This window comes from Streptosporangium sp. NPDC050284 (genome assembly GCF_044459525.1).
GTDB lineage: Bacteria > Actinomycetota > Actinomycetes > Streptosporangiales > Streptosporangiaceae > Streptosporangium.
This window is the reverse complement of sequence record NZ_JBITIZ010000035.1, coordinates 17767-37845: the sequence shown is the minus strand read 5'-3', so window position 1 is coordinate 37845 and position 20079 is coordinate 17767. Positions and strand designations below refer to the sequence as shown.

Here is a 20079-nt window from a genome sequence, read left to right as displayed (position 1 = left end):
GTATGGATCAACAAACCATCCACGCCCCTCCAGATCGAGACCTCAGCACAAACGCCACAAGTAGCCTGATGTCTCAGCAGGTTTGACAGGTTCCGAGTCGTCTCTCAAGTCGTCTCATCGTGAGTCACGGTGAGACACATGTGAGTCACACGCCCGGGGCAGGCGTTGTTGACCTTGCGTGCGGTCTTGCGGGCCGCTTTGAGGACCAGCCGGGCGGTGGCCCGGGCGCTGTCGTGATACAGCTGCGCCCCGCTCAGGTTCGTACCCCGCAAGTCAGCATCCTTCAGCGCCGCCCCGCACAGATCCGCACCAGTGATGCTGAGCGCAGTCGTGCGAATCTCATGTTCGCGTGTGTCAGCGTCGCGTTGGTGAGATCCGCGCGGGTGAGCGTCGTCCAGCTCAGCCCCGCACCCGTGAGCCGCGCCTTCCAAGGGCATGTCGCTGATCAAGCCAGGCGTTGAGCGGGTCGTAGCTGTGGGTCATGCATAGCGAACAGCTGTGCCGGCGCCCGCGGGATTCTGTAGGCGGCGGTCTGACACGCACGCAGTTCGTGAGCGATGAGGTCCGGGATCGGGTATCAGCGCTTGTGTTCCAGCGCCGCCAGCCGTTCGGCTACTTTGTCGCCGATGGTGACGAGCATCGCCATTTCTGTCGCAGTGAGATGATCGATGAGCACGTCGCGGACGTCGGCCACGTGCTGCGGAGCCGCGACCTTGATCAGGTCGCTGCCCCGGGGAGTGATGGCGACCACCGCCCCCCGTTGGTCGGCGAGGCACCGCTCGCGGGACACCAGGCCGCGATTTTGCATCCGGCCCAGGTGCTGCGACAGGCGGCTCTTCTCCCAGCGCAACAGCTGGCCGAGTTCGAACGACCTCAGCCGGCCTTCGGGCGCCTCGGAGAGATGGGCCAGGACCTTGTAGTCAGCGGCGGACAGCCCGCACCGGTTGCGCAGTTGCCGCTCGATGAACTCCGACAGCCCGTCCTGCATCTTTATCAGGCTGCGCCAGGCCTGCTGTTCTCGCTCGTCCAACCACCGCGGCTCGGTCATGCACGTCACTTTACCGTCTGGTTGACATGGTAACCAAATGCGACATACAGTCTGGTTCACACGTTAACCAAATGTGGGGCGTCGACGACACAACCCGTTGACAACGACGGGGTGGGCATGGCGCGTCCTATCCGGCTTCAGAAAGCAGGCACACCAATGAGCAGCGTCAGCATTATCGGCCTGGGGAACATGGCCGGCGCCCTGGCCGCACGCGCGGTCGCCGGCGGCAACGCCGTCGAGCTCATCGGCCGCGACCCGGCCAAGGCGGAGGACCTGGCCGCGACGCTCGGCGGCGGGGCTACGGTCGGGACATTCGGCGCCGTCCCGGTTGGCAACATCGTCGTCCTGGCCGTGCCATACGCCAGCGCCGTGCCGGTCGTCGCCCAGTACGGGGATGCACTGGCCGGCAAGTTCATCATCGACATCTCCAACACGTTCAACGCCGACGCCACCGGGCTCGTCATCCCTGACGGCACGTCCGGTGCGCAGGAGATCGCCAAGGCAGTCCCGGCGAGCGCGCACGTCGTGAAGGCGTTCAACACGGTCTTCGGCCACGTGCTGGCCCAGGGGCGTCCGTTGGACGTGTTCTTCGCCGGAGATGACGCGCGGGCCAAGGCCGACGTGTCGGCGTTCATCGAGAGCCTCGGACTGCGCCCGCTCGATGTCGGCGGCCTGGAGATGGCCCGCTGGCTGGAAGGGGTCGGACCGCTGCTGATGGGCCTGGCCCGCAACGGCGCGGGGACCTTCGACGTCGCCCTCGGCGTCGACCTCCCCGGCTGAGCGCACCCCTGCTAGTAGCCCGCAGCGCTCCCGCCGCGGATTCTCACGAAGGAGTCATCGTGCGTCTGATATGGCAGCTCTTGGCGGTTGTGGCGGTCTGGATCCTCGGCAATCTGGGCACCGCGGCGGTGAAGGACAACCCCTGGCCGGCGCTCGTCGCCGGCCTGCTGACGGCCGTCGTCGCGGTCCTGGTCTACGGCTGGGTGGTGCGGCGCACCGAGCACCGGGCCCCCGTCGAGGTGGCGCTGAAGGGAGCAGGCGCGGGGATCAGCTGGGGCACGCTGCTCGGCATCGCGCTGTTCGGGGCAGTCATCGCGAACATCGCCTTCTTAGGCGACTACACGATCAACGGCCTGGGCACGACAGCGAGCGCCGTCGACCTGCTCGGCATCATGGCGGGTGCCGCCGTGACCGAGGAGCTGGTCTTCCGCGGTGTCCTGTTCCGGAACGTCGAGCACTGGACCGGAACCTGGATCGCGCTCGTGCTGACCGGCTCGCTGTTCGGCCTGATCCACCTGCTCAACGCGAACGCCACCCTGTGGGGCGCCATCGCTATCGCCATCGAGGCAGGCGGGATGCTGACCGCCGCGTACATCGCCACCCGCAAGCTGTGGGTGCCGATCGGTCTGCACTTCGGCTGGAACATTGCCGCGAGCGCCATCTTCAGCACCAAGGTGTCCGGCAGCAACACCCCGCAGGGCCTGCTGGACGCGACGATGTCGGGTCCAGCGCTGGTCACGGGCGGCGACTTCGGACCGGAGGGCAGTGTGTACGCCGTGGTGTTCGGCGTGGTGGCCACCGTCGTGTTCATGTGGCTGGCACACCGGCGTGGTCACGTGGTCCCCGTCCGTCGCTCGGCCCGGGCGGACGTGGCCGCTAGGCTCGCCAGGTGATCGAACCCCCGCCGGCGCGCACGTCGTGAAGGCGTTCAACACCGTCTTCGGTCACATGCTGGCGCAGGGCAACCCGCTGGACGTGCTCATCGCCGGCGGCGACGCTGAGGCCAAGGCGACTGTGTCGGCATTCATCAAGAGCCTCGGGTTGCGGCCGATGGACACCGGCCCCCTGGGAATGGCGCGCTGGCTGGAGGGAACGGGCCTGGTGATGATAGGCCTGGGCCGCTACGGCGCGGGAAGCTTCAACTTCACCCTCGGCGTCAGCACTTCTGCCTGAGCGCGCCCGCACCACCACTTCTCGCGCCACATCAATCACAAGGAGCAGTAGCGTGCGCGTTTTCGTCACTGGCGGGACCGGCCATTCCGGTTCGTACATCATCCCCGAGCTCATCGCCGCCGGGCACCAGGTCACCGGCCTGGCCCGGTCGGACACGGCCGCGGCGGCGCTGTCCGCGCTCGGCGCGAAGGTGCGCCGCGGCGACCTCCAGGATCTCGACGGGCTCAAGGAAGCGGCTGCGGACTCCGACGGCGTCATCCACGTCGCGCACCGGCAAGACCTGCTTTTCTCCGGCGGGATCCACGCCGTGGCCGCCGCCGAGCTCCCGATCATGCTCGCGTACGGGGAGGCACTCGCGGGAACCGGAAAGCCGCTGGTCGCGGCAGGGAGCATCGGCTCGCCCGGGCAGGGATTCCTGGGCCGGACGGCCACCGAGGAGGACCCGGCCCTTCCCAGTGGCGATGAGCACAAGGGCACCCTGCGGGCTCGAAACATCGTGGAAACCACCGTAATCGGCCTCGCCGAGCAGGGCGTGCGGTCTTCGGTCGTGCGGCTCGCCAACATCGCGCACAGCACGACCGACCGTGCCGGCTTCCTCCCCACGCTGATCGCGCTCGCGAAGGAGAAGGGCTTCATCGGCTACCCCGGAGACGGCGCGAACCTGTGGAACGCTGTGCACATCCGCGATGCCGCCTCCTTGTTCCGCCTGGCGCTGGAGAAGGGCCCGGCCGGCAAATACTGGCACGCGGTCGACGACGGGGGCATCCCGCTCCGCGAGATCGCCGAGGCCATTGGCAGCCGCCTGGGCCTGCCCGCCGTGAGCGTGCCCTTGGACGAACTGATGCTGCCGGGATACTTCGGGTTCCTCGCGAACATAGTCACGCAGAGCTACCCGGCGTCCAACCTCATCACCCGCCGGACCCTCGGCTGGGAACCCGCTCAGCCCAGCCTGCTCGCCGATTTGGACAACGGCCACTACTTCCCCGCCAGTTGACGGCAGGGACCCCCATCGCAACGGTCAAGAACGTGCTGGATTGGCTGGAGTCCTTCCACCAGCTGACCGGCCGCCGCCACCGCGGCGGCGCCCGTGCCGCCACTGGCGCAACGGGCGTCACGCATCGCCACGCCCGGCCGCTGCGTGATCGCGCCATCGTGCACACCATGCTCGGCACCTTCCTGTCCGACCCGACCGACGCCCCGGCCGTGGTCGTCGACTACGTCGCCGAGCAGCTCGGCCTGGATCCGGCCGACCTGAAGGGGTACGGGGAGAAGGAGGCGCGCTGGGATCACCAAAAGCTGATCCGCCAAGCGCACGGCTACACCAGTTTCGAGTTCGAGCAGTGGTTCGGCTTGGCCCGGTGGGTGTATCGGCGGGTGTGGAGCGGCAGCGAACGCCCGATCGTGCTGTTCGACCTGGTCACCCACCGCCTGGTCGAGGCCAAGATCCTGCTGCCCGGGGTCACCACCTTGGAGGAGATGGACGTCGCCGCCATCCACGCCGCCGCCGACGTCGTCGCCGATATCGCTCGCGAACCGGATGAGCACCTGCACGAGGAACTGACCGAGCGCTACGCCACCGTGCGGCGCTTCCTGCCCAAGCTGCTCAAGCACCTCGACTTCGATGCCGGAGCGGCCCTGGACGCGCCAGGGCAGGGGGTGCGGCCCGGTCATGAGGTGCTGGAGGCGATCGACTTCCTGCGCGCGATCGAACGCCGCCGCACCGACATCTCTCCCGAGGAGGTCCCGGCCGCCTTCCTGACCTCCGCCTGGCACCGGCGGGTCTTCCCCAAACGCGGCGAGTTCGCCGGAACCTTCGACAAGCAGGCCTACACCCTGGCCGCGGTGGAGCGGTTGCGCGAGTCGTTGCGCCGCCACGAGGTGTTCGTGCCGGGCCTGCGCAAATGGGGTGACCCCACCGCCGGGCTGCTGACCGGAGCGGCGTGGGAGAAGGAGCGCCCGAAGATCTGTGAGGAGCTGGGCCTGTCACCCGATCCCGAGCACGACGTACAGCGCTGGGCCACCACCCTTGACCACGCCTACAAGCAACTCGCCGCGGGCCTGTCGGGCGACGAAGACGGCCAAAACAAGTGGGTTCGCCTGGAAAGGGATGAGAGCGGCAAGGACCGGCTGGTCCTGACCGGCCTGGAACGCCTGGACGAGCCCGCCTCACTGACCGCGCTGCGCGCCGACATCGATGCCCGCATCCCCGTCGTCGACCTGCCCGAGGCGCTGCTGGAAGTGCACGCCTGGACGGCTGCCTGGACCACTTCACCCACGTCTCGGGGGACGCGCCCTCCCGCAAAGAGGACATGATCACCTCGATCGCCGCCGTGCTGGTCGCCCAGAGCATGAACGTCGGCATGCGCCCCATGGTCTGCGAAGGTGATCCGGCACTCGCCCTGGACCGCCTGTTCTGGGTGGAGCAAAATTACCTGAGGGCGGCCACCATCACTGCCGCCAACGCCGCCCTGGTCGACCACCACACCACCCTGGAGTTGGTGCAAGCCTGGGGCGGCGGCGAACTGGCCTCCGCCGACGGACTGCGCTTCGTCGTCCCGGTCAAAACCATCAACGCCGGAACCAACACCAAATACTGGGGGAAAGGCAAAGGCGCCAAGGGCGCCACCTATTACAATTTCACCTCCGACCAATTCACCGGCTTTCACGGCATCGTCATTCCCGGCACGCCGAAGGACTGGTATTACATCCTGGAAGGACTGCTGGAACAGGAGACCTCACTGAAGCCGACCGAGATCGCCTCCGACACCTCAGGAGCCTCCGAAATCGCCTTCGGCATCTTCCGGCTGCTGGGCTGGCAGTTCTCCCCACGCCTGGCCGACGTCGGCAGCGCCACCCTCTTCCGCGCCGATCCGGCCGCCCACTACGGACGGCTGGAGAGCCTGATCCGCAGCCGCGTCAACCTCGGCCTCATCCGCGACAACTGGGATGACCTGCTGCGCGTCGCCGCGTCCCTGTCCACCGGCGCGGTCAAGGCCAGCGAACTGTTTCGCTACTTCGCCGGCGGCGGCACGCCCACCCCGATCGGCCGCGCCCTGATGGAGCTGGGCAAGCTGGATCGCTCCACTTACCTGGCCTGCTACTTCGACGACGAACTCCTACGCCGCCGCGTACACACCCAGCTCAACCGCCAAGAATCCCGCCACACCCTGGCCAGGAAAATCTTCCACGGCCAAAAAGGCGAACTCCGGCAGAAATACAAAGAAGGCCAGGAAGATCAACTAGGGACGTTGGGGTTCATGACCAACGTCTGCATCCTCTGGAATACCGTCTACACGGCTCGCGCGCTGAACGAAATCCGCGCCGAAGGAAAGAAGATAGCCGCCGCCGACATCGCCCGACTGTCCCCGCTGGGATTTGAGCATTTCAATTTCCTGGGCCGCTACAACTTCGCCCTGCCGGAGACCATCCGGGACGGCGCCCTGCGCCCGCTGCGCACGCCCCCACCCGGTCAGTAAGACCGCAGGAACGCCACACCCTCTGAATCCGCCACGGCGCAAGACTGGCCTGGTCAGAGACAGTGTGTCAAATCATGTGACGCTAACCCCGACTCATCGTTCCACTAGTACTGGGAGGCCGGCCTCCGCCGGAAACCCACTTCCCCGATGCCCGATCAGCCTGTCGGCATGGTCGGCCACCCGGCCTTGATCGGTGCCATCGGGACGGCTAGCGTGATCGCCGAACTGCCGGGAGGCGGGGCCGAGGTGATCGCGTCACGTGGGAAGAGCCCTTGACCCGAACGAGCTGTTCGACCATGACGCCGTGGAGTTTGGGACCGACTGACGATGAGCGCGGAAGAGGATTTCAAGCAGGTCGGCGCCGAGCTGGCCGACCTGGGCGTATGGATCTCCACGATGATGGGGAGTCCCGCGCTGAAAGATCAGGCGGGGAAGGTGTTCGCGAGCCTGCAGCGCGACGGCGCGATGGTGTTCCGGCTGGTCAGGGACACCGTCGAACACGCGGCCGCGCTCCAGCTGGCCGGGGCGTCCCTGTTCGACCCCTCGGGGCGGGGCAGGGCGATGAAGGACTGGGTGGTCGTGCCTCACTCCTGGGCCGGGAAATGGACGGATCTGGCCGAGGCCGCCCTCAGCCGCCCACGCTGAGCGGGCCACGACCGCTACCGCTGGACGGTCAGCCGTCATCGCGGCCTTCCGCGGGCGGCCGGGAGGTCCTGGCCTCGATGGCGTGGATGACGGCCGCCATGTCCGCCCCGCCGTGTCCCAGCGCCAGGGTCTCACCGAACAGGGCGAGGCAGACGTCCACCAGGGGAGAGGCCGTCCCCGAGCCACGCGCGGCCTCTGCGATCAGCCGGTTGTTCTTCAGCACGGCATCGATCGCGGCCTCGTCGGCCAGCATCAGCATCACCACGCGGGTCCGTTCGAACACCTCGGCGGGGCCCGCCGCCACCCTCGCGCCGGCCGCGCGCAGGTCCTCGCACCGGCCCGGGGAGCGGTTCCAGACGATGAGGGGCGTGCCCGCCCGGGCCATGTTGAGCGCCATGGGCCGACCCATGAGGCCAAGACCGATAAAACCGACGTCCATCACCCACCTCCGCCGCGCCCCACGGCGGAGCACCGGCAGGACAGTTCTAGCAGCAGGTGGCGGTAACGGTCTTGAACGATTGTGCGGACGATCCCGTCTCCGTCGACGCCGAGTCGCTCCCTTCCAGAAGCCTCGTAGCGCACCAGGTTGCGGTTGACGAACACGCCGCCGGCGGTCCACGCGTAAAACAGCGACCGGCCGTAGTGATCCTTGGGCTCCTTGTCGGCGAGCAGGTACGTCCTTTTACCGACGGGCAGCAAGGTAGCGGTGCGTTTGGTGGCCGCGGTGAACCAGCACGCGCCGCGCTCAGGGGTGTCGACCTGCAAGAGTCTGCGAACGCGGCATCAAGGGCTTGCATCTCAAGCCGCTTGAGGTCGCATAGTGGGCGTCGTGGACATGAACGAGCTGTATGCCATTGGGGATGTCGCCCGGCGGACCGGCCTGAGCGTCAGTGCCGTCCGGTACTACGCGGACGCCGGTGTCGTCACGCCGGCCGCCGGCACCCCGGCGGGCCACCGCCTGTACGACGTTTCGGCCATCGCCCGGCTGGAACTGGTCCGGACGCTACGGGAACTCGACGCCGGCCTGAACGAGATCCGGCAGGTGCTGGCCGGCGAGGCGACGCTGCGCGAGTTGGCCGCCACCCATCTGACCTTGCTGGCACGACAGGAGACGCGGCTGCGCAGCCGTCGCGCGGTGTTGTCGACCATCCTGCGGCAGGACTCCACGGCCGAGCAAGTCACGCTGATGCACAAACTTGTCGGTATGTCAGACGAGGAACGCGATCGGCTGATCGACGAGTTCTGGACTGAGGTCTCCACCGGCTGGGAGGCGCCGGAGCGGATGGTCGAGTGGTGGCGGGCGGCCCGGCCGGAGCTGCCGGAACATCCCACCGCGGCCCAGCTGGAGGCGTGGATCGAGCTGGCCGAGATGGTCCGGGACACCGAAGTCCGGCAGGCCGTGCGCCATGAGCTGTACGAGGTGTGCACCACCGGGGCCGGGCCGCTGATGACCTCGTCGTCGATGCTGGACAGCCTGGAGGCGGCCACACCGATCGGCCAGGCGGCGATGGACGCGGCGCGGGAGCAGGTGCCGCCGGACTCGCCACGAGGGCGCGAGATCGCCGACCAATGGATCGAGTGGCTGACCGGCATTCTCACGACACCGGACAGCCCCGGGAAGCCGGACACGCCCGAGTTCCGGATCCAGACGGCCGACCACATGCTGGCGGGCGCGGAGTGGGACCGCACGCCGCCGGAGCCAGAGGGACCGTTCGACCGGTACATGGCGCTGGTCAACGCCGTGAACAACGCGCCACCGGAGCGGTTCCCGTTCGAATGGCTGGCTGCGGCAATGCGCGCGTCCGCCCTACCAGCTCCTTGATTACTTCGACCCGAAGCGGCAGGCGCCTCGCGTCAGGCCATGGAGGGCCGCTGTCTCTGGGAGCCGTCGGCCGCGAGCGGGAAATCACGCAGCGACAGAGCACTCGGCGGAGGCAGGGCCCCGTGAGCCGCCTCGGCGCGGAACGACTGGAGCAGGTAGGCCACCAGACGCCGAGACGCGGCACTGTCATGCGGCAGCGCGGTGACCAGCCCGCAATGGGACAGCAGGGCCACGGCGAGGTCGGACGGATGGAAGTCGGCACGCAGCGCGCCCGCTGCCTGGGCTCTGCGGACCAGGGTCATGAGCTCCCGCTCGGCCCGTTCCCGGGACTGCGCGTGCTCCACCGTGCTGCCCGGGAAGACCGCGACGAACGCGGCCGAGAACCCCTGTTCCTCCCGCTGAAGCTCGCAGGCCGTCTCGACCACCCGCTGGAAGCCTCGCCAGGGGTCGGGGTCGGCCAGCGCCTCGGTGAGCGCTCGGGCGCAGGTCTCCATCTGCTGCGCGAACGCGGCCTGCACCAGGTCGTCCCGGGTCGGAAAACGCCGGTACAGCGTCGCGACGCCGACCCCGGCCCGTCGGGCCACGGTCGCCATGGGCGCGTCGATCCCGTGCTCGGCGAAGACCGCACGGGCGGCGACGAGGATGCGTTCCCGGTTGCGCCGGGCGTCGGCCCGCAGCCCCGGGCCCGCGATCCGAGAGGATTCCTCCACCATTGTCTCTCACCTCTGGTCCAAACGGACGGTGCCGTCCGGTTAAGAGCCTACGCTCGGGGCCAGACCCCCGCACGGCCGCTGGTGACGAAGGTGAGAAAGATGGACGACCGCATGATGAGAGCAGTACTTTTCGACCGCTTCGGTGGCCCCGAGGTGCTGTACGTGGGCCGGGTACCACGCCCCGAACCGGCACCCGGCGAAGTACTCGTGCGGGTGCGCGCGTTCAGCGTCAACGGCGGCGAACTGGCGGCCCGCTCCGGCCGCCTCCGGCTCTTCACCGGACAGAAGTTCCCGCAACGCGTCGGGCTGGATTTCACCGGCGAGGTCGCCGCGCTCGGCGCCGGCGCGACGGACGTCGCGGTCGGCGACCGGGTGTGGGGCATCGTGGGCCGCACCGGATTCGGCAGCGCCGCCGAGTACGTGGCAGTCCGGACCGAGCGGCTCGGCCGGGTCCCGGACGGACTGGATCTGGTGGCAGCCGCCGCGCTGCCGGTCGCGACCACGGCCATCACGGCGCTGCGCGACAAGGCCAGGCTGCGCCCCGGCGAACGACTGCTCGTCCGGGGCGCTGCGGGTGGCGTCGGCAACGCCGCCGTCCAGCTCGGACGGGCATATGGTGCCGAAGTCACTGCCCTGGCCCGCGCCGCCAACCTCGACTTCGTCCGCACGCTCGGCGCCCACCACGCCATCGACCACCGGACCGTCCCACCGAGGGAACTGGGCCTGTTCGACGTGGTCCTCGACACCGCGGGCACCGACCTGCGGTCCTTCCGGCGCCTGCTGACACCCGGCGGACGCATGGTCACCATCTCCTTCGACCTGACCCGGCTCGCCGCCTCACTCGGCTACATTGCCGCCAGCGCTGTGCACGGACGCGGTCGGGTGCGCTTCTTCAGCGGCAACCCTACGCGGGCGCTCTTCGACGACCTCGCCCGCCAGGCGGCGGCGGGGGGACTGCGCCCTGCGGTGGACAGGTGCTTCCCGCTGGAGGAGACAGCGGCGGCACACCGGGCGCTGGAGGCGGGCGGGGTGCGGGGCAAGTACGTGGTCAGGGTCGACTAAGGATCCCGATGGATCGGGCGGCGGAGGTCAGGAAGGCCGATTCTGGTCGGCGCTTGTCATAGTGCAGGCGGGAGCGCATGTCGACCGCCTGGTCACGCCGGCCGGCGCGCCACCGGCCGGCCGGTCGCCGGACATGGGCGGGCCCGAGGTGCGCCCCGCTGCCGATCTGGCCCGCGCCTACGCCCGCTCGCGCCCCAGCCGTCGGCCGGTGGTGTCGGTGCCGATGCCCGGGGCCGGCATCCGCGGCTACCGCAAAGGGGGACATCTCACCCCTGAGCACGCCGACGGCCGCATCACCTTCGAGCAGTTCCTCGCCGCATGAGTGCCCTCACCTGGCTGCGGGCGGGCCTGGCCTTCCTCGCCGTGGCGCAGTTCGCCGTGGGGTGTTGGGCGCTGTTGTTGCCCCGCTCGTTCTTCGACATTCCGTGGGTGGGGATGCGCATGCCGTACAACGCGCATCTGATGATGGACTACGGCGCGATGAGCATGGCCCGTACGGCGCTCGCCGTGTACCTGGTGTTCGCCGCGCCGCACCTAGTGATCCACGTCCAACTGCTGCACCATCTCACGCCCGGCGAACGCGTGCCGTTGCTGGCCGCACTCACGGCGGCCGTCGTGATCCCGCTGGTGCTGCTTCCGCTCACCAGCCGACTCGAAAAGGCGTAATTCCTCCACCTTTCCATAGAAAGGCGTCTTTGTTATGCCCGAAAACGTTCCGTTGCCGATCTGCGGGGACGCGGCTTGCCCCTTCAGCTGCGGCCCGTGATGGCCGTGTAGGTCGTGGGGGGTGAATGGTGAAGGTCATGGCGGTGGGGTTCACGAGATGCTCCGGCGGCTTCACAGGTGGCGTGCTTCGGGTGCCACCGGAATACGGCAGAAACGGGGCGGCGAGCTTGATCGCCGATATTAGGATCTAGGGCATCTACCACTATTGGTAACGGTTTCGAAGGTTCGGGTGGCGTCGATCGATCGGACGGCGTACCTGAGGTTCGCGCGAGCCGTATCGGAGCGAGCCGAGGTGTTTCCCCTGACAATCGAGCGGATGTTCGCCGAGCACCGCGGTCTGCTGCACGCCGTGGCCTACCGAGTACTCGGCAGCGTCGCCGAAGCCGAAGACGTGGTGCAGGACGCGTGGTTGCGCTGGAGCCGCGTCGATGTGGCGACCGTCGCGGACGCCGAAGGCTATCTGGTCAGGGTGGCCACCCGGCTGGCGATCGACCGGCTGCGCAGTGCACGCGTGCGACGGGAGTCCTATGTGGGATCGTGGCTGCCCGAGCCGCTTCTGACTGATCCGGATGCCGCGCAGAACGTGCTGCTCAAGGAGTCGGTGTCGACCGCGATGCTGCTGGTGCTCGAAACGCTCTCCCCGGTGGAACGCGCGGTGTTCGTGCTCAGCGAGGCCTTCGGGTACGGCCACCACGAGATAGCGCACCTCATCGGGCGCAAACATGCGACAGTGCGCCAGATAGCGCTCCGCGCCAGGAAGGCGGTGGAGACGCGGCACCACCGCTATGACACCGATCAAGCGACCAGGCGGCAGGCCACCGAGCGGTTTCTGGCGGCCTGTCTCGGCGGCGACCTGAATGCCCTGATGGAGGTATTGGCGCCGGATGTGACCATGGTGAGCGACGGTGGCGGATTCACCGGCGCCCCTCGCAGGGCCATCCACGGCCGCGAGCGTGTGGCCCGCGCCGCCGTCATCCTGTCGGCACATCGGCCGTACGACTCGCTGGCGCAGATCTTCCAGGTCAACGACGGCCCGGGAATCATCATCCACTCAGGGCGCACACCGGTGCTGGCGGCCACCTTCCATCTGGTGAAGGGGAAAATCGAGGTGATCCACGTGGTCAGCAACCCGGAGAAGCTGACCGGCGTCGCGCTGTAAGGGGGCAGCCGGAATACGGGAGAAAGACACCGCGACCGTGGGTTCCCGCTGGTTAGCGGCGTTGGCCAGATGGGGCGAGATGTTCGGTGACGGCAGCGATTGCTTCGCTGCCGGGCCGGGTGTAGCGCATGGCGGTGCGGGGGTTCTTGTGCCGGGTCCTGGCCATGATGAGCTGTAGGGGGACTTCGGCGTCGCCGAGGTCGAGGTTTTTGACATTGAGGGCGAGGATCTCGGCGGCGCGGGCGGCGGTTTCGTAGAGCATCCGCCACAGGGTCTTCTCCCGCAGCGGCAGGTCTCGGCGCGACAGCAGCCGGTGGATCGTCGTCTTGGCGACCGCTTTGGTTTCGTCCGGGTGAGCGCAGCTCCGACCTTCGTCGGCGACCTCAGCCAACAGCCGACCCGCACCCAGAAGCGCGACGGTCCGGCCGATGGCCGATGGCCGATGCGTAGGCGCGATGGGTGTTCGGATTGCCGATCCGGTTCGTCGACAGAAACTGCTCGGCGGCCTCGGCGACGTCGACGCCGTCGCCGCGCAGCGGCGAGACCTTCCGGCCTGCGGCCGCGCTCACACCAACGTCCGGACGATGTGCCGGATAACGTGCACAAGTCGCGCACCATCCCAGGGAACGAATCTCCTGCTCGACCACAGCGGCTGGCAGCGCATGTACGTGATAATAGACAGTTATCACGTACATGCTGTCATTGTCCGGAAGTGCGCCCGGCTACCGTGATCGGTATTGGGCTCTCCTCAGCCGTCAGGGGTTTCGCTGTCCAGTGGCGGCTGACCCTGCTCGAGAGGACTGTGTTCAGGGGAAGAGATTCGGCCAGTTGCCGCCGCGAGCGCGTACGTCCGCGGCCACCTCGTTCACCGACCGACCGTCGGTGTCAACGCGCAGATCATCTGCCCCGGCGCTGTCGAGCGCCTTGGCCTCGAACGGCGCTCGTGCGGCGATGCGGTGTAGGGCGTCCGAGTTCAGTCCTTTCAGCTCATCACCCGGTATGGTCGGCCCACCTCCCCATCCACGCTGCGCGACGCGCTCGGCCAGCGTTTCTGGCCCCGCATGCAAGCGGCACACGGTCAATGCGGTTCCGGGCAGCAACTCGGCGTAGCCACGGAGAGTGTCATCGGAGTCTGCTTCCCCGGAGACGACCAGGCACTGGGCGCCAACCGTGCGGTGCCCTGCCCAGATGGCCGCGAGGTTGCGGGCCTTGAGGCGATGGCCTTCCACGTCATCGGCGGCAGGACGCAGCGCCCCGATCTGTTTCACATCGACGTAGGCGGCTCGCACGCCGCTCCGGTAGACCTGCATGAAGATCTCGTAGCCGACCGTCGACTTCCCAACCGCCGTAGCGCCGCGCAGCCACAGCACGGGTACCGGCACGGAAGCCGGTGCGACATCCGTCGAGCTCGGATGACTCTGCCGGTCAGCGGCACTGTGGAACGTCGCGGCGGGGAGGAGACCCGGCCATCCCCCAACCCGCTCACAGACCAGCCGGGCCGCCTCGGACACCACTAAGCCGCCCGTATCCACGCACACGTCGGCGTAGTCACTGCGTTCCAGGGCTTCCGCTTCAACGACCGCCTCCTGGACCAGATCCGGACGCCATCCCCGCGCGAGGAACCGTTCCTTGAGCTCAGCGCTATCAACGCGCAGTCGGCACACCGTGAACGCGGCCTCAGGAAGATGGGCGGTGTACTCACGAACCTCCTCGGGAGTGTCAACGAAGCCCGCAAGGACCAGACATTGCACCCCCTCCTGCCGGAAGTTCGGCCACATCGCAGCCAGATTCCGCGCGCGGAGGTGGTGCGTCACGCCCTCGGGCATGGGATAGCACAGGCTGATTTGGTCAGCGTCGACAAACGCCGTCTTGACGCCAGCACGGCTCAGCTGCGCAAACACCTCCCAGCCAACCGTGGACTTCCCGACACCCGTAGGCCCCGACAGCCAGAGCAGAGGCAGAGAAACGTTGCTCATCCGCGCGACACTAGCGGGCCCCCGTGCAGCGAGCGAGTGCATTTTTGCCGCTGTCAGGGGGCGGGTGAGGCTCCGAACAGAACACGCGGTTCCAGGTCCAGCCGGGTGGCGGGTGCCTGGTCGGGTGGATTGAGGTTGAGGGTCCAGTTGCCGAACCGGCGGATGGTGTGGGTGATGTAGGGCGAGATGGTGGCCAGGTCGTCCAGATCGACGGGGTGGCCTTCGGCGGCCAGGGCGCCTGCGGCGTCGGTGACGTCACAGGCGGCGAAGTAGATGACGCAGTTGGCGAGCAGCTCGTTGAATTTGACGACCTTCTCGTGATGGTCGGGGTCGTTGTGGCTGATCAGCTTGCCGCCGTACATCAGCCAGTCGGCGAAACCGTGGATACGCGGTCCGATCGATCGAGGTCACGCACAACCCCCGAGACCGTCACCAACATGATGACGACCACCTCAACGATCAGCCTTCAGCCCGCGGTGTCTTTGTCTCGTATTCCGGCTGCCCTTTGTAACACAGATCACACGGCGACGCGTCACTTCTCGGGCCGCCGTCTCGTCCGTGAGGCGATCAACCAGCCGATCGTTGTCATGGAAGAGGGAATACCTTGATGTTCGCGGTTTATCTCACGGTCACACTTCTCGCTGCGGTGCTCTACGGTATGGCAGCCATCGCCAACCTCATCGGCCATGACTACCCCAAGAGCCAGGCGGACATGTTGGGCGTGCCCCGGTCCTGGATGCGCCCATTGGGGATGCTGCTGGCCGCCGGGGCGCTGGGGCTGCTGGCCGGAATCGCCGTACCGATCCTGGGCACGCTCGCCGCCAGCGGGCTCGTGCTGTACTTCCTCGGCGCATTCGCAGCACACCTACGGGCCAACGACCACCACTTCGCCCCCTGGGCCCTCTTCTTCTGTACGGCGGTGGCCGCTCTGGCCGTCAACCTAACGTGCCGCTGAGCCCGGCGAGCGGAGGGATGCTTCGCGCCGAGGAGGTCGTCGACGAGCTGACCGAGCGATGCCTCACCGGATACCTCGTGAGCTCCCGCCCGTGACGGGCGGGAACTCAGGGGGTCGGGATCAGCGCTCGCAGACGATGCCGTCGCCGTCGCGGTCTTGATACCAGGCGTACTCGGGATCGGTTCCGCGGCGGTAGGGTCCGTATCCGGCGGCATTGGCCGCCGCGCACGTGGGGAAGCGAGGATCGTTGCCGCCCAAGGGCGGATCCGGCGTTGAGGTAGGCGCGGAGGTGGGCGCCGAGGTCGGATTCGGGGCCGGGGTGTTGGTGGTGTCGCACCGGCCTGACCAGATGCGCAGCCGCTCTCGCTTCGCCTTGGTCTGCTCGGCGCGCATCACGGTGATGTACTTGTCGTTCGGCTTGTACAGCACGGCCTTGCCGTAGCCGTAGCGCACCAGGTTGCGGTTGACGAACACGCCGCCGGCGGTCCACGCGTAAAACAGCGACCGGCCGTAGCGATCCTTGGGCTCCTTGTCGGCGAGCAGATACGTCGTCTTACCAACGGGTAACAAGGTAGCGGTGCGCTTGGTGGCCGCGGTGAACCAGCACGCGCCACGCTCAGGCGTGTCGACCTGCAAGAGGCGAACGCGGACGGTGGGGCCGGTACGGGTGAACCGCACATCGATCGTGTCACCGTCCACGATTTTTACGACCGTTGCTTTCTTTGCACCCTTCGGTACAGCGGCAGCCTCGGCGGGCGCGGCCACGGCCAGGGGAGCGGCGAGAACGACGGCGAGCAGGGACGCGCCAATACCTCGAGTCACAGGTCTCCTTCACGCAAGACAGAGTCTTGACCGTAACCTTATGGGTTCAATTCGACGCATATAGTCACCAATCTGGAATATGCGAAAATCCTTCACATTGACGGTTTCTGTGCCCCGAAAAGCCTTACCCCGTTTCCTCGCCCGGCCGGAGGGGCACCTTCAAGGCCGCATCGAAGTCATCGAACGGGCAGGTCACGAGGGTGCTCTAGGCAGGCAGGCCAGGCGGTCGCGAGGACACAGCGCTGTTGTTCGACGACCCGTACGGGGAGCCACCCATGGGCGGTGCGCCGAGGTGCTCTCGTCCACCGGCCCGGCCCCCCGAACCTGCCCGTGGCGGTACAGGGCAAGAGGTAAGCAGTGGAGGTGACCCGTGGTTGCGGCCCCTCGGGCACACTGCCCCTGAAGACCGGTACGTTGCGGCGATCATCGCCCCCGCCTCCCTCGGTCAGAGCCCGGACCCCGGCGCAGCTCCCGGCGCCCGAGCAGGTCTCCGACGGCGAGGAGTCGCCACCCGACCCGACCGAGGCGCCGTGAAACGGCATACCGGACCGCTTTGGCGGCGCCTTCCACAACCGCGAATGCCCGCTGGGCCGACGGAGTGGTGCGCCGCCGCTGTCATAGCGCTCATCCTCGGCTCTTTCGCGATTCAGATCATCAGCACCGTGGTCGACGCGATTTTCAGCACCTGGTATATCGGCGTTTCCGTAGGAACATGCGCCGTTCTGGCGATTATCGGATGGTTTCAATGGAGGGCCATTGCCGCCCGGCACCGTTCTGCGCGACTGGGTCATCTGCAACTGACGCTGCCGCAACTGGATGCGATGAATCCCACCGATTTCGAGCGGGCCACGCGTGACCTCATGATCCGAGACGGCATCGCGGCCCGGCACGTGGGACAGCGCGGGGACAAGGCGGCCGATGTCATCGGCCGCGAGCGCGGCGGCTACGTCATCGTCGTGCAGTGCAAGCACACCACCACCGCCGCCAAGGTCGGCTCCCGGGTGATCTACGAGGTCAACGGCACGGCCGCCGCCGCGCACGGCGGCGATGTCGCCGTGGTGGTCACCAACGGCTCCTTCACCCGCGACGCCCGCCAGACGGCCGCCGACTTCCGTATCCACCTGCTCGGCCGCGAGGAACTCGGGCGCTGGGCCGGCGGCGAGGCGTCCTTGCAACGTCTGCCGAGATTGACCACCCCACTGCGGCGCTGGCGGCGGCTGCGCCACACCTCGTCCCGGCTCATCCACCACCGCCCCGCCTCACGCCACGACCTCCTGCGGCCGTGAAACGAATGCGCGTCGAACGGGCATAGTGCCGCCCCGCTCACCGCCCAGGTCTGCCAGGCGGCGCCGATCAAGTGGGCAGACGCCGCACGGGCCTTGCGGCGTCGCGATGACCTCGGCCACTGCCTCGCACGGGCTGCGGACCTGTCACAGCAATCAGCGACCTCGTTCCCTGCCGAGAAAGCACGACAGGAGTCGTCTGAAGTCGTCCGGGTGCTCTATCGGCGGCACGTGCCCGCATCGGCCGAGCACGTGCAGACGGACATCGGCCAGGTGTTCGAGCAGGGGCAGGGCTGCCGTCCCGAGCGGGGTGACTCGGTCCTCGGCGCCGTGCACGAGCAGCACGGGCGCGCGGACCCCTGCCAGCGTTTGCGCCGAGAGGGTGAGATCGTCGGCCCAACGTGCCCTAGGTGGAGGGAACAACGACGCGTATGCGGCCGCCCCCGCTCGCATCGCGGCTGTACGGGCGGCGACGGCCGACTCGGTCACAAGCGCTTGGTCGAGGACGAGGCGACTCAACATGTCTCGTGCCCCGATTGGGCCGACGGGGGCGGCCCAAATCGCGTCGAGCTCGGCGGACAGCGGCGCCCCAGGGGCGCCCATCGTCGAGACCGCCACCACATGGGTGACCTGCTGGGGACGCGCGGCCGCCAACGCCAGCGCCACGGCACCGCCCATGGAGTGGCCCACCACGGCGTAGTGCTCGACACCGAGAGCATCCATCAGGCCCGCGGCCTGCTCCGTCCACAGCCGGAGCCCACCCCTGGAACCCTCCGGGATCGGTGTACGGCCGAACCCCGCCTGGTCAGGAGCCACCAGGCGCCAGGACGTGCCCAGCGCCTGTGCCGTCGTCGCCCAGGCTCCGGATCCGGTCGTGCCGGGTCCGGAGCCGTGCAGCATCAGCACCGCAGGGCCGGTGCCGCTCTCCAGGACGTGAACGGGGGAGCCGTCGACTGTGACGGTCCGAAGTGCCGTCATCGAGACCGGTCCGGTGTGCTCATGCGGATGCGGAGTTGATGGACTTCGAGAAGACGTCCATCATCGCCCGGCCGAACTGCGGCATGTCGGGCCAGCCGCGGCAGGAGACGAGGTTGCCGTCCACGACGTCGGGAGCGTCGATGACCGTCGCGCCCGCGTTCTCCATGTCGCCGGTGATGGGGGGGAAGCACGCCGTCTTTCGGCCCTTCAGCAGCCCGTACACGGCCGGGACCTGCGCGCCGTGGCACACCAGCGCGATCGGGAGGTTGCGCGCGAAGAAGTGCTCGGTGATGCGCCTGACGTCGGCGTCGACCCGGATCCACTCGGGGGCGCGTCCCCCGGGGATGATGAGGGCGTCATAGCGCTCGACGTCGACGTCGGCCCAGGGCACGTCGACCGGCAGCTTTCGGCCGTTCTTCTCCACGTAGGCGTCGGAGTTGGGGTCGAACTCGTGGATGACAAGCTGAACGTCACGCATGGTGCGTGACGAGACGTCAACGTCCCAGCCTCCCTCCTGCACACGATAGTAGGGATACATGGTGTCGAGCTCCTCGGCGGCGTCGCCGGTCAGGAGCAGCGCTCTGGGCACCTGCTTCTCCTCGCATCTGGGCGGGTGAGATGGATCCAATCCGATCCGATCCGATCCGCTCCGGTTGGGTTAGCATTCCTCGGCCCGGCCCGCCCGTCAAGCCTTTGCCGTCATTCCGTCCGCGTCCTGGGCCTCGTCGAACAATCGTCGGAACCGCTCGCCGGACAGCAGGATGTGCCGACGCATGGCGTAGGCGGCGGCATCGGGGTCACGCGCGGCGATCGCGGCCAGAACCTCTTCGTGCTCGGCCATGGCCAGGTGAGTGACCTGGGTGTCGTGGAGAAGCCGGAACAGGTGCACGTGCGTGTGCAGGCGAGCGAGCGCTTCGCGGATGACCTGGTTCTCCGCGCTCAGGGCGATGAGATCGTGAAAAGCGGCGTCGCGTAGCCCGAAGGCGCCATAGGCCATGGCACCGTCGCCCCCCTCCAGCTCCGCCATCTCCTCCAGCATTCGTCGCAGACCGGCCACCTGTTTCGAGGATGCGCGTTCGGCGGATCTGCGCGCCGCTGCCGGCTCGAGGAGCAGGCGGACCTCGACCATGTCCTCGAATCGGTGACGGGTGATCTGGGGAGGAATGCGATAACCGGCATGCGGCACACGCACGACCAGGCCTTCGGCCTCCATGCGGTTCAGAGCGTCTCGGATCGGCGTCTGCGAGACCCCCAGCTCTCGCGCCAAAGCGTCGATCGTGACGCGCGAGCCAGGCTCGATCCGTAGCGACATCAGCTGTCCGAGCAGCGTGTCGTACACCTCGTCGGCAAGTCGGCCGCGAGATCTCCCCGGCGGCGTTCCGCCCCTCATGGCCCCACGGCGCCGCGCGATCATCGCTTCGTCGTCCATCGTGACGAGAGGTCCTTTCTTGCGCCTTCGGG

Annotated in this window: 27 protein-coding genes and 1 pseudogene; 14 read left to right on the top strand and 14 right to left on the bottom strand. The window is 67.9% G+C overall.

Translation table 11 applies throughout. From position 1 onward, the window contains the following. Nucleotides 1-104: 104 nt before the first annotated feature. The 3 genes and pseudogenes from ACIBH4_RS38710 to ACIBH4_RS38700 form a co-directional block, all read right to left on the bottom strand. On the bottom strand, nucleotides 105-302 hold the full coding sequence (locus tag ACIBH4_RS38710; protein WP_362520356.1) for a pentapeptide repeat-containing protein: 198 nt from the start codon (nucleotides 300-302) through the stop codon (nucleotides 105-107). Further along, nucleotides 284-412 (bottom strand): annotated as a pseudogene (locus ACIBH4_RS38705) (pentapeptide repeat-containing protein); the annotation flags it as partial. The gene ACIBH4_RS38710 and the pseudogene ACIBH4_RS38705, both read right to left, overlap by 19 nt. A 165-nt stretch (nucleotides 413-577) precedes the next feature. Beyond that, a complete protein-coding gene (locus ACIBH4_RS38700) occupies nucleotides 578-1048 on the bottom strand; it encodes a MarR family winged helix-turn-helix transcriptional regulator (protein WP_362520345.1) in 471 nt (156 codons plus the stop codon). A 156-nt stretch (nucleotides 1049-1204) separates the two neighbouring features. Between ACIBH4_RS38700 and ACIBH4_RS38695 the strand changes: the two genes are divergently transcribed. From ACIBH4_RS38695 to ACIBH4_RS38665, 7 genes are all read left to right on the top strand, one after another. Next, nucleotides 1205-1828 (top strand): NAD(P)-binding domain-containing protein, encoded by a 624-nt coding sequence (locus tag ACIBH4_RS38695; RefSeq protein ID WP_362769911.1) that lies wholly within the window; start codon nucleotides 1205-1207, stop codon nucleotides 1826-1828. A gap of 59 nt (nucleotides 1829-1887) precedes the next feature. Next, entirely contained in the window at nucleotides 1888-2721 is an 834-nt protein-coding gene (locus ACIBH4_RS38690) for a type II CAAX endopeptidase family protein (protein WP_362769909.1), read from the top strand. A gap of 25 nt (nucleotides 2722-2746) precedes the next feature. Continuing rightward, complete coding sequence (locus ACIBH4_RS38685) at nucleotides 2747-3001, top strand: hypothetical protein (protein ID WP_362520336.1); 255 nt, start codon at nucleotides 2747-2749, stop codon at nucleotides 2999-3001. Between the two features lie 52 nt (nucleotides 3002-3053). Then, nucleotides 3054-3995 (top strand): SDR family oxidoreductase, encoded by a 942-nt coding sequence (locus ACIBH4_RS38680; protein ID WP_362520333.1) that lies wholly within the window; start codon nucleotides 3054-3056, stop codon nucleotides 3993-3995. A 32-nt stretch (nucleotides 3996-4027) separates the two neighbouring features. Continuing rightward, on the top strand, nucleotides 4028-5314 hold the full coding sequence (locus ACIBH4_RS38675; protein WP_362769907.1) for a DUF4158 domain-containing protein: 1287 nt from the start codon (nucleotides 4028-4030) through the stop codon (nucleotides 5312-5314). Beyond that, nucleotides 5311-6477 carry a transposase gene (locus ACIBH4_RS38670; RefSeq protein WP_362769905.1) on the top strand — a complete coding sequence of 389 codons (1167 nt, stop codon included), beginning with the start codon at nucleotides 5311-5313 and terminating at the stop codon, nucleotides 6475-6477. The genes ACIBH4_RS38675 and ACIBH4_RS38670 overlap by 4 nt, the downstream gene beginning before the upstream one ends. A 327-nt stretch (nucleotides 6478-6804) precedes the next feature. Next, nucleotides 6805-7122 (top strand): hypothetical protein, encoded by a 318-nt coding sequence (locus tag ACIBH4_RS38665; RefSeq protein WP_362520320.1) that lies wholly within the window; start codon nucleotides 6805-6807, stop codon nucleotides 7120-7122. Nucleotides 7123-7150: 28 nt separating this feature from the next. Here ACIBH4_RS38665 and ACIBH4_RS38660 read toward each other — a convergent pair whose 3' ends face one another. Together ACIBH4_RS38660 and ACIBH4_RS38655 are read right to left on the bottom strand one after the other, a co-directional pair. Continuing rightward, entirely contained in the window at nucleotides 7151-7561 is a 411-nt protein-coding gene (locus ACIBH4_RS38660) for an NAD(P)-binding domain-containing protein (RefSeq protein WP_362520317.1), read from the bottom strand. Then, entirely contained in the window at nucleotides 7561-7887 is a 327-nt protein-coding gene (locus tag ACIBH4_RS38655; protein ID WP_362520314.1) for a hypothetical protein, read from the bottom strand. Before ACIBH4_RS38655 ends, ACIBH4_RS38660 begins: the two co-directional genes overlap by 1 nt. A 70-nt stretch (nucleotides 7888-7957) precedes the next feature. On the opposite strand from ACIBH4_RS38655, the gene ACIBH4_RS38650 reads away from it, so the two are divergent. Next, nucleotides 7958-8944: a MerR family transcriptional regulator gene (locus tag ACIBH4_RS38650; protein WP_362520353.1), complete on the top strand. Its 987-nt coding sequence runs from the start codon at nucleotides 7958-7960 to the stop codon at nucleotides 8942-8944. A 32-nt stretch (nucleotides 8945-8976) separates the two neighbouring features. On the opposite strand, the gene ACIBH4_RS38645 is transcribed toward ACIBH4_RS38650, so the two are convergent. Beyond that, on the bottom strand, nucleotides 8977-9657 hold the full coding sequence (locus tag ACIBH4_RS38645) for a helix-turn-helix domain-containing protein (RefSeq protein ID WP_362520311.1): 681 nt from the start codon (nucleotides 9655-9657) through the stop codon (nucleotides 8977-8979). A 99-nt stretch (nucleotides 9658-9756) separates the two neighbouring features. Here ACIBH4_RS38645 and ACIBH4_RS38640 point away from each other — a divergent pair, with 99 nt between their 5' ends. From ACIBH4_RS38640 to sigJ, 4 genes are all read left to right on the top strand, one after another. Beyond that, nucleotides 9757-10719, top strand: a complete 963-nt coding sequence (locus ACIBH4_RS38640; RefSeq protein ID WP_362769903.1) for an NAD(P)-dependent alcohol dehydrogenase — start codon at nucleotides 9757-9759, stop codon at nucleotides 10717-10719. A 148-nt stretch (nucleotides 10720-10867) separates the two neighbouring features. Then, complete coding sequence (locus tag ACIBH4_RS38635; protein WP_362769901.1) at nucleotides 10868-11041, top strand: hypothetical protein; 174 nt, start codon at nucleotides 10868-10870, stop codon at nucleotides 11039-11041. Next, complete coding sequence (locus tag ACIBH4_RS38630) at nucleotides 11038-11385, top strand: hypothetical protein (protein WP_362520303.1); 348 nt, start codon at nucleotides 11038-11040, stop codon at nucleotides 11383-11385. Before ACIBH4_RS38635 ends, ACIBH4_RS38630 begins: the two co-directional genes overlap by 4 nt. A 376-nt stretch (nucleotides 11386-11761) precedes the next feature. Beyond that, complete coding sequence (sigJ, locus tag ACIBH4_RS38625) at nucleotides 11762-12604, top strand: RNA polymerase sigma factor SigJ (protein ID WP_362769899.1); 843 nt, start codon at nucleotides 11762-11764, stop codon at nucleotides 12602-12604. Between the two features lie 52 nt (nucleotides 12605-12656). Here sigJ and ACIBH4_RS38620 read toward each other — a convergent pair whose 3' ends face one another. From ACIBH4_RS38620 to ACIBH4_RS38605, 4 genes are all read right to left on the bottom strand, one after another. After that, on the bottom strand, nucleotides 12657-12995 hold the full coding sequence (locus tag ACIBH4_RS38620) for a hypothetical protein (RefSeq protein WP_362769898.1): 339 nt from the start codon (nucleotides 12993-12995) through the stop codon (nucleotides 12657-12659). Next, nucleotides 12988-13299, bottom strand: coding sequence for a hypothetical protein (locus ACIBH4_RS38615; protein ID WP_362769896.1), 312 nt, complete (start codon nucleotides 13297-13299; stop codon nucleotides 12988-12990). The genes ACIBH4_RS38620 and ACIBH4_RS38615 overlap by 8 nt, the downstream gene beginning before the upstream one ends. A 111-nt stretch (nucleotides 13300-13410) precedes the next feature. Further along, a complete protein-coding gene (locus ACIBH4_RS38610) occupies nucleotides 13411-14580 on the bottom strand; it encodes a hypothetical protein (protein WP_362769894.1) in 1170 nt (389 codons plus the stop codon). 53 nt (nucleotides 14581-14633) lie between these two features. Next, on the bottom strand, nucleotides 14634-14966 hold the full coding sequence (locus ACIBH4_RS38605) for a Tn3 family transposase (protein WP_362520347.1): 333 nt from the start codon (nucleotides 14964-14966) through the stop codon (nucleotides 14634-14636). A 221-nt stretch (nucleotides 14967-15187) separates the two neighbouring features. Between ACIBH4_RS38605 and ACIBH4_RS38600 the strand changes: the two genes are divergently transcribed. Further along, nucleotides 15188-15535 carry a DoxX family protein gene (locus ACIBH4_RS38600; RefSeq protein ID WP_362520292.1) on the top strand — a complete coding sequence of 116 codons (348 nt, stop codon included), beginning with the start codon at nucleotides 15188-15190 and terminating at the stop codon, nucleotides 15533-15535. Nucleotides 15536-15655: 120 nt separating this feature from the next. Here ACIBH4_RS38600 and ACIBH4_RS38595 read toward each other — a convergent pair whose 3' ends face one another. Further along, the gene (locus tag ACIBH4_RS38595; RefSeq protein ID WP_362520289.1) at nucleotides 15656-16357 is read right to left on the bottom strand and encodes a thermonuclease family protein; all 702 of its coding nucleotides are present in this window, start codon (nucleotides 16355-16357) and stop codon (nucleotides 15656-15658) included. Between the two features lie 662 nt (nucleotides 16358-17019). On the opposite strand from ACIBH4_RS38595, the gene ACIBH4_RS38590 reads away from it, so the two are divergent. After that, nucleotides 17020-17643, top strand: coding sequence for a restriction endonuclease (locus ACIBH4_RS38590; RefSeq protein WP_362769892.1), 624 nt, complete (start codon nucleotides 17020-17022; stop codon nucleotides 17641-17643). A 153-nt stretch (nucleotides 17644-17796) separates the two neighbouring features. Here ACIBH4_RS38590 and ACIBH4_RS38585 read toward each other — a convergent pair whose 3' ends face one another. The 3 genes from ACIBH4_RS38585 to ACIBH4_RS38575 form a co-directional block, all read right to left on the bottom strand. Continuing rightward, nucleotides 17797-18618 (bottom strand): alpha/beta hydrolase, encoded by an 822-nt coding sequence (locus tag ACIBH4_RS38585; protein ID WP_362520283.1) that lies wholly within the window; start codon nucleotides 18616-18618, stop codon nucleotides 17797-17799. A 19-nt stretch (nucleotides 18619-18637) separates the two neighbouring features. Further along, nucleotides 18638-19207 (bottom strand): DJ-1/PfpI family protein, encoded by a 570-nt coding sequence (locus ACIBH4_RS38580; protein ID WP_344744621.1) that lies wholly within the window; start codon nucleotides 19205-19207, stop codon nucleotides 18638-18640. Between the two features lie 96 nt (nucleotides 19208-19303). Then, nucleotides 19304-20047 (bottom strand): GntR family transcriptional regulator, encoded by a 744-nt coding sequence (locus tag ACIBH4_RS38575; RefSeq protein ID WP_362520280.1) that lies wholly within the window; start codon nucleotides 20045-20047, stop codon nucleotides 19304-19306. Nucleotides 20048-20079 lie beyond the last annotated feature (32 nt).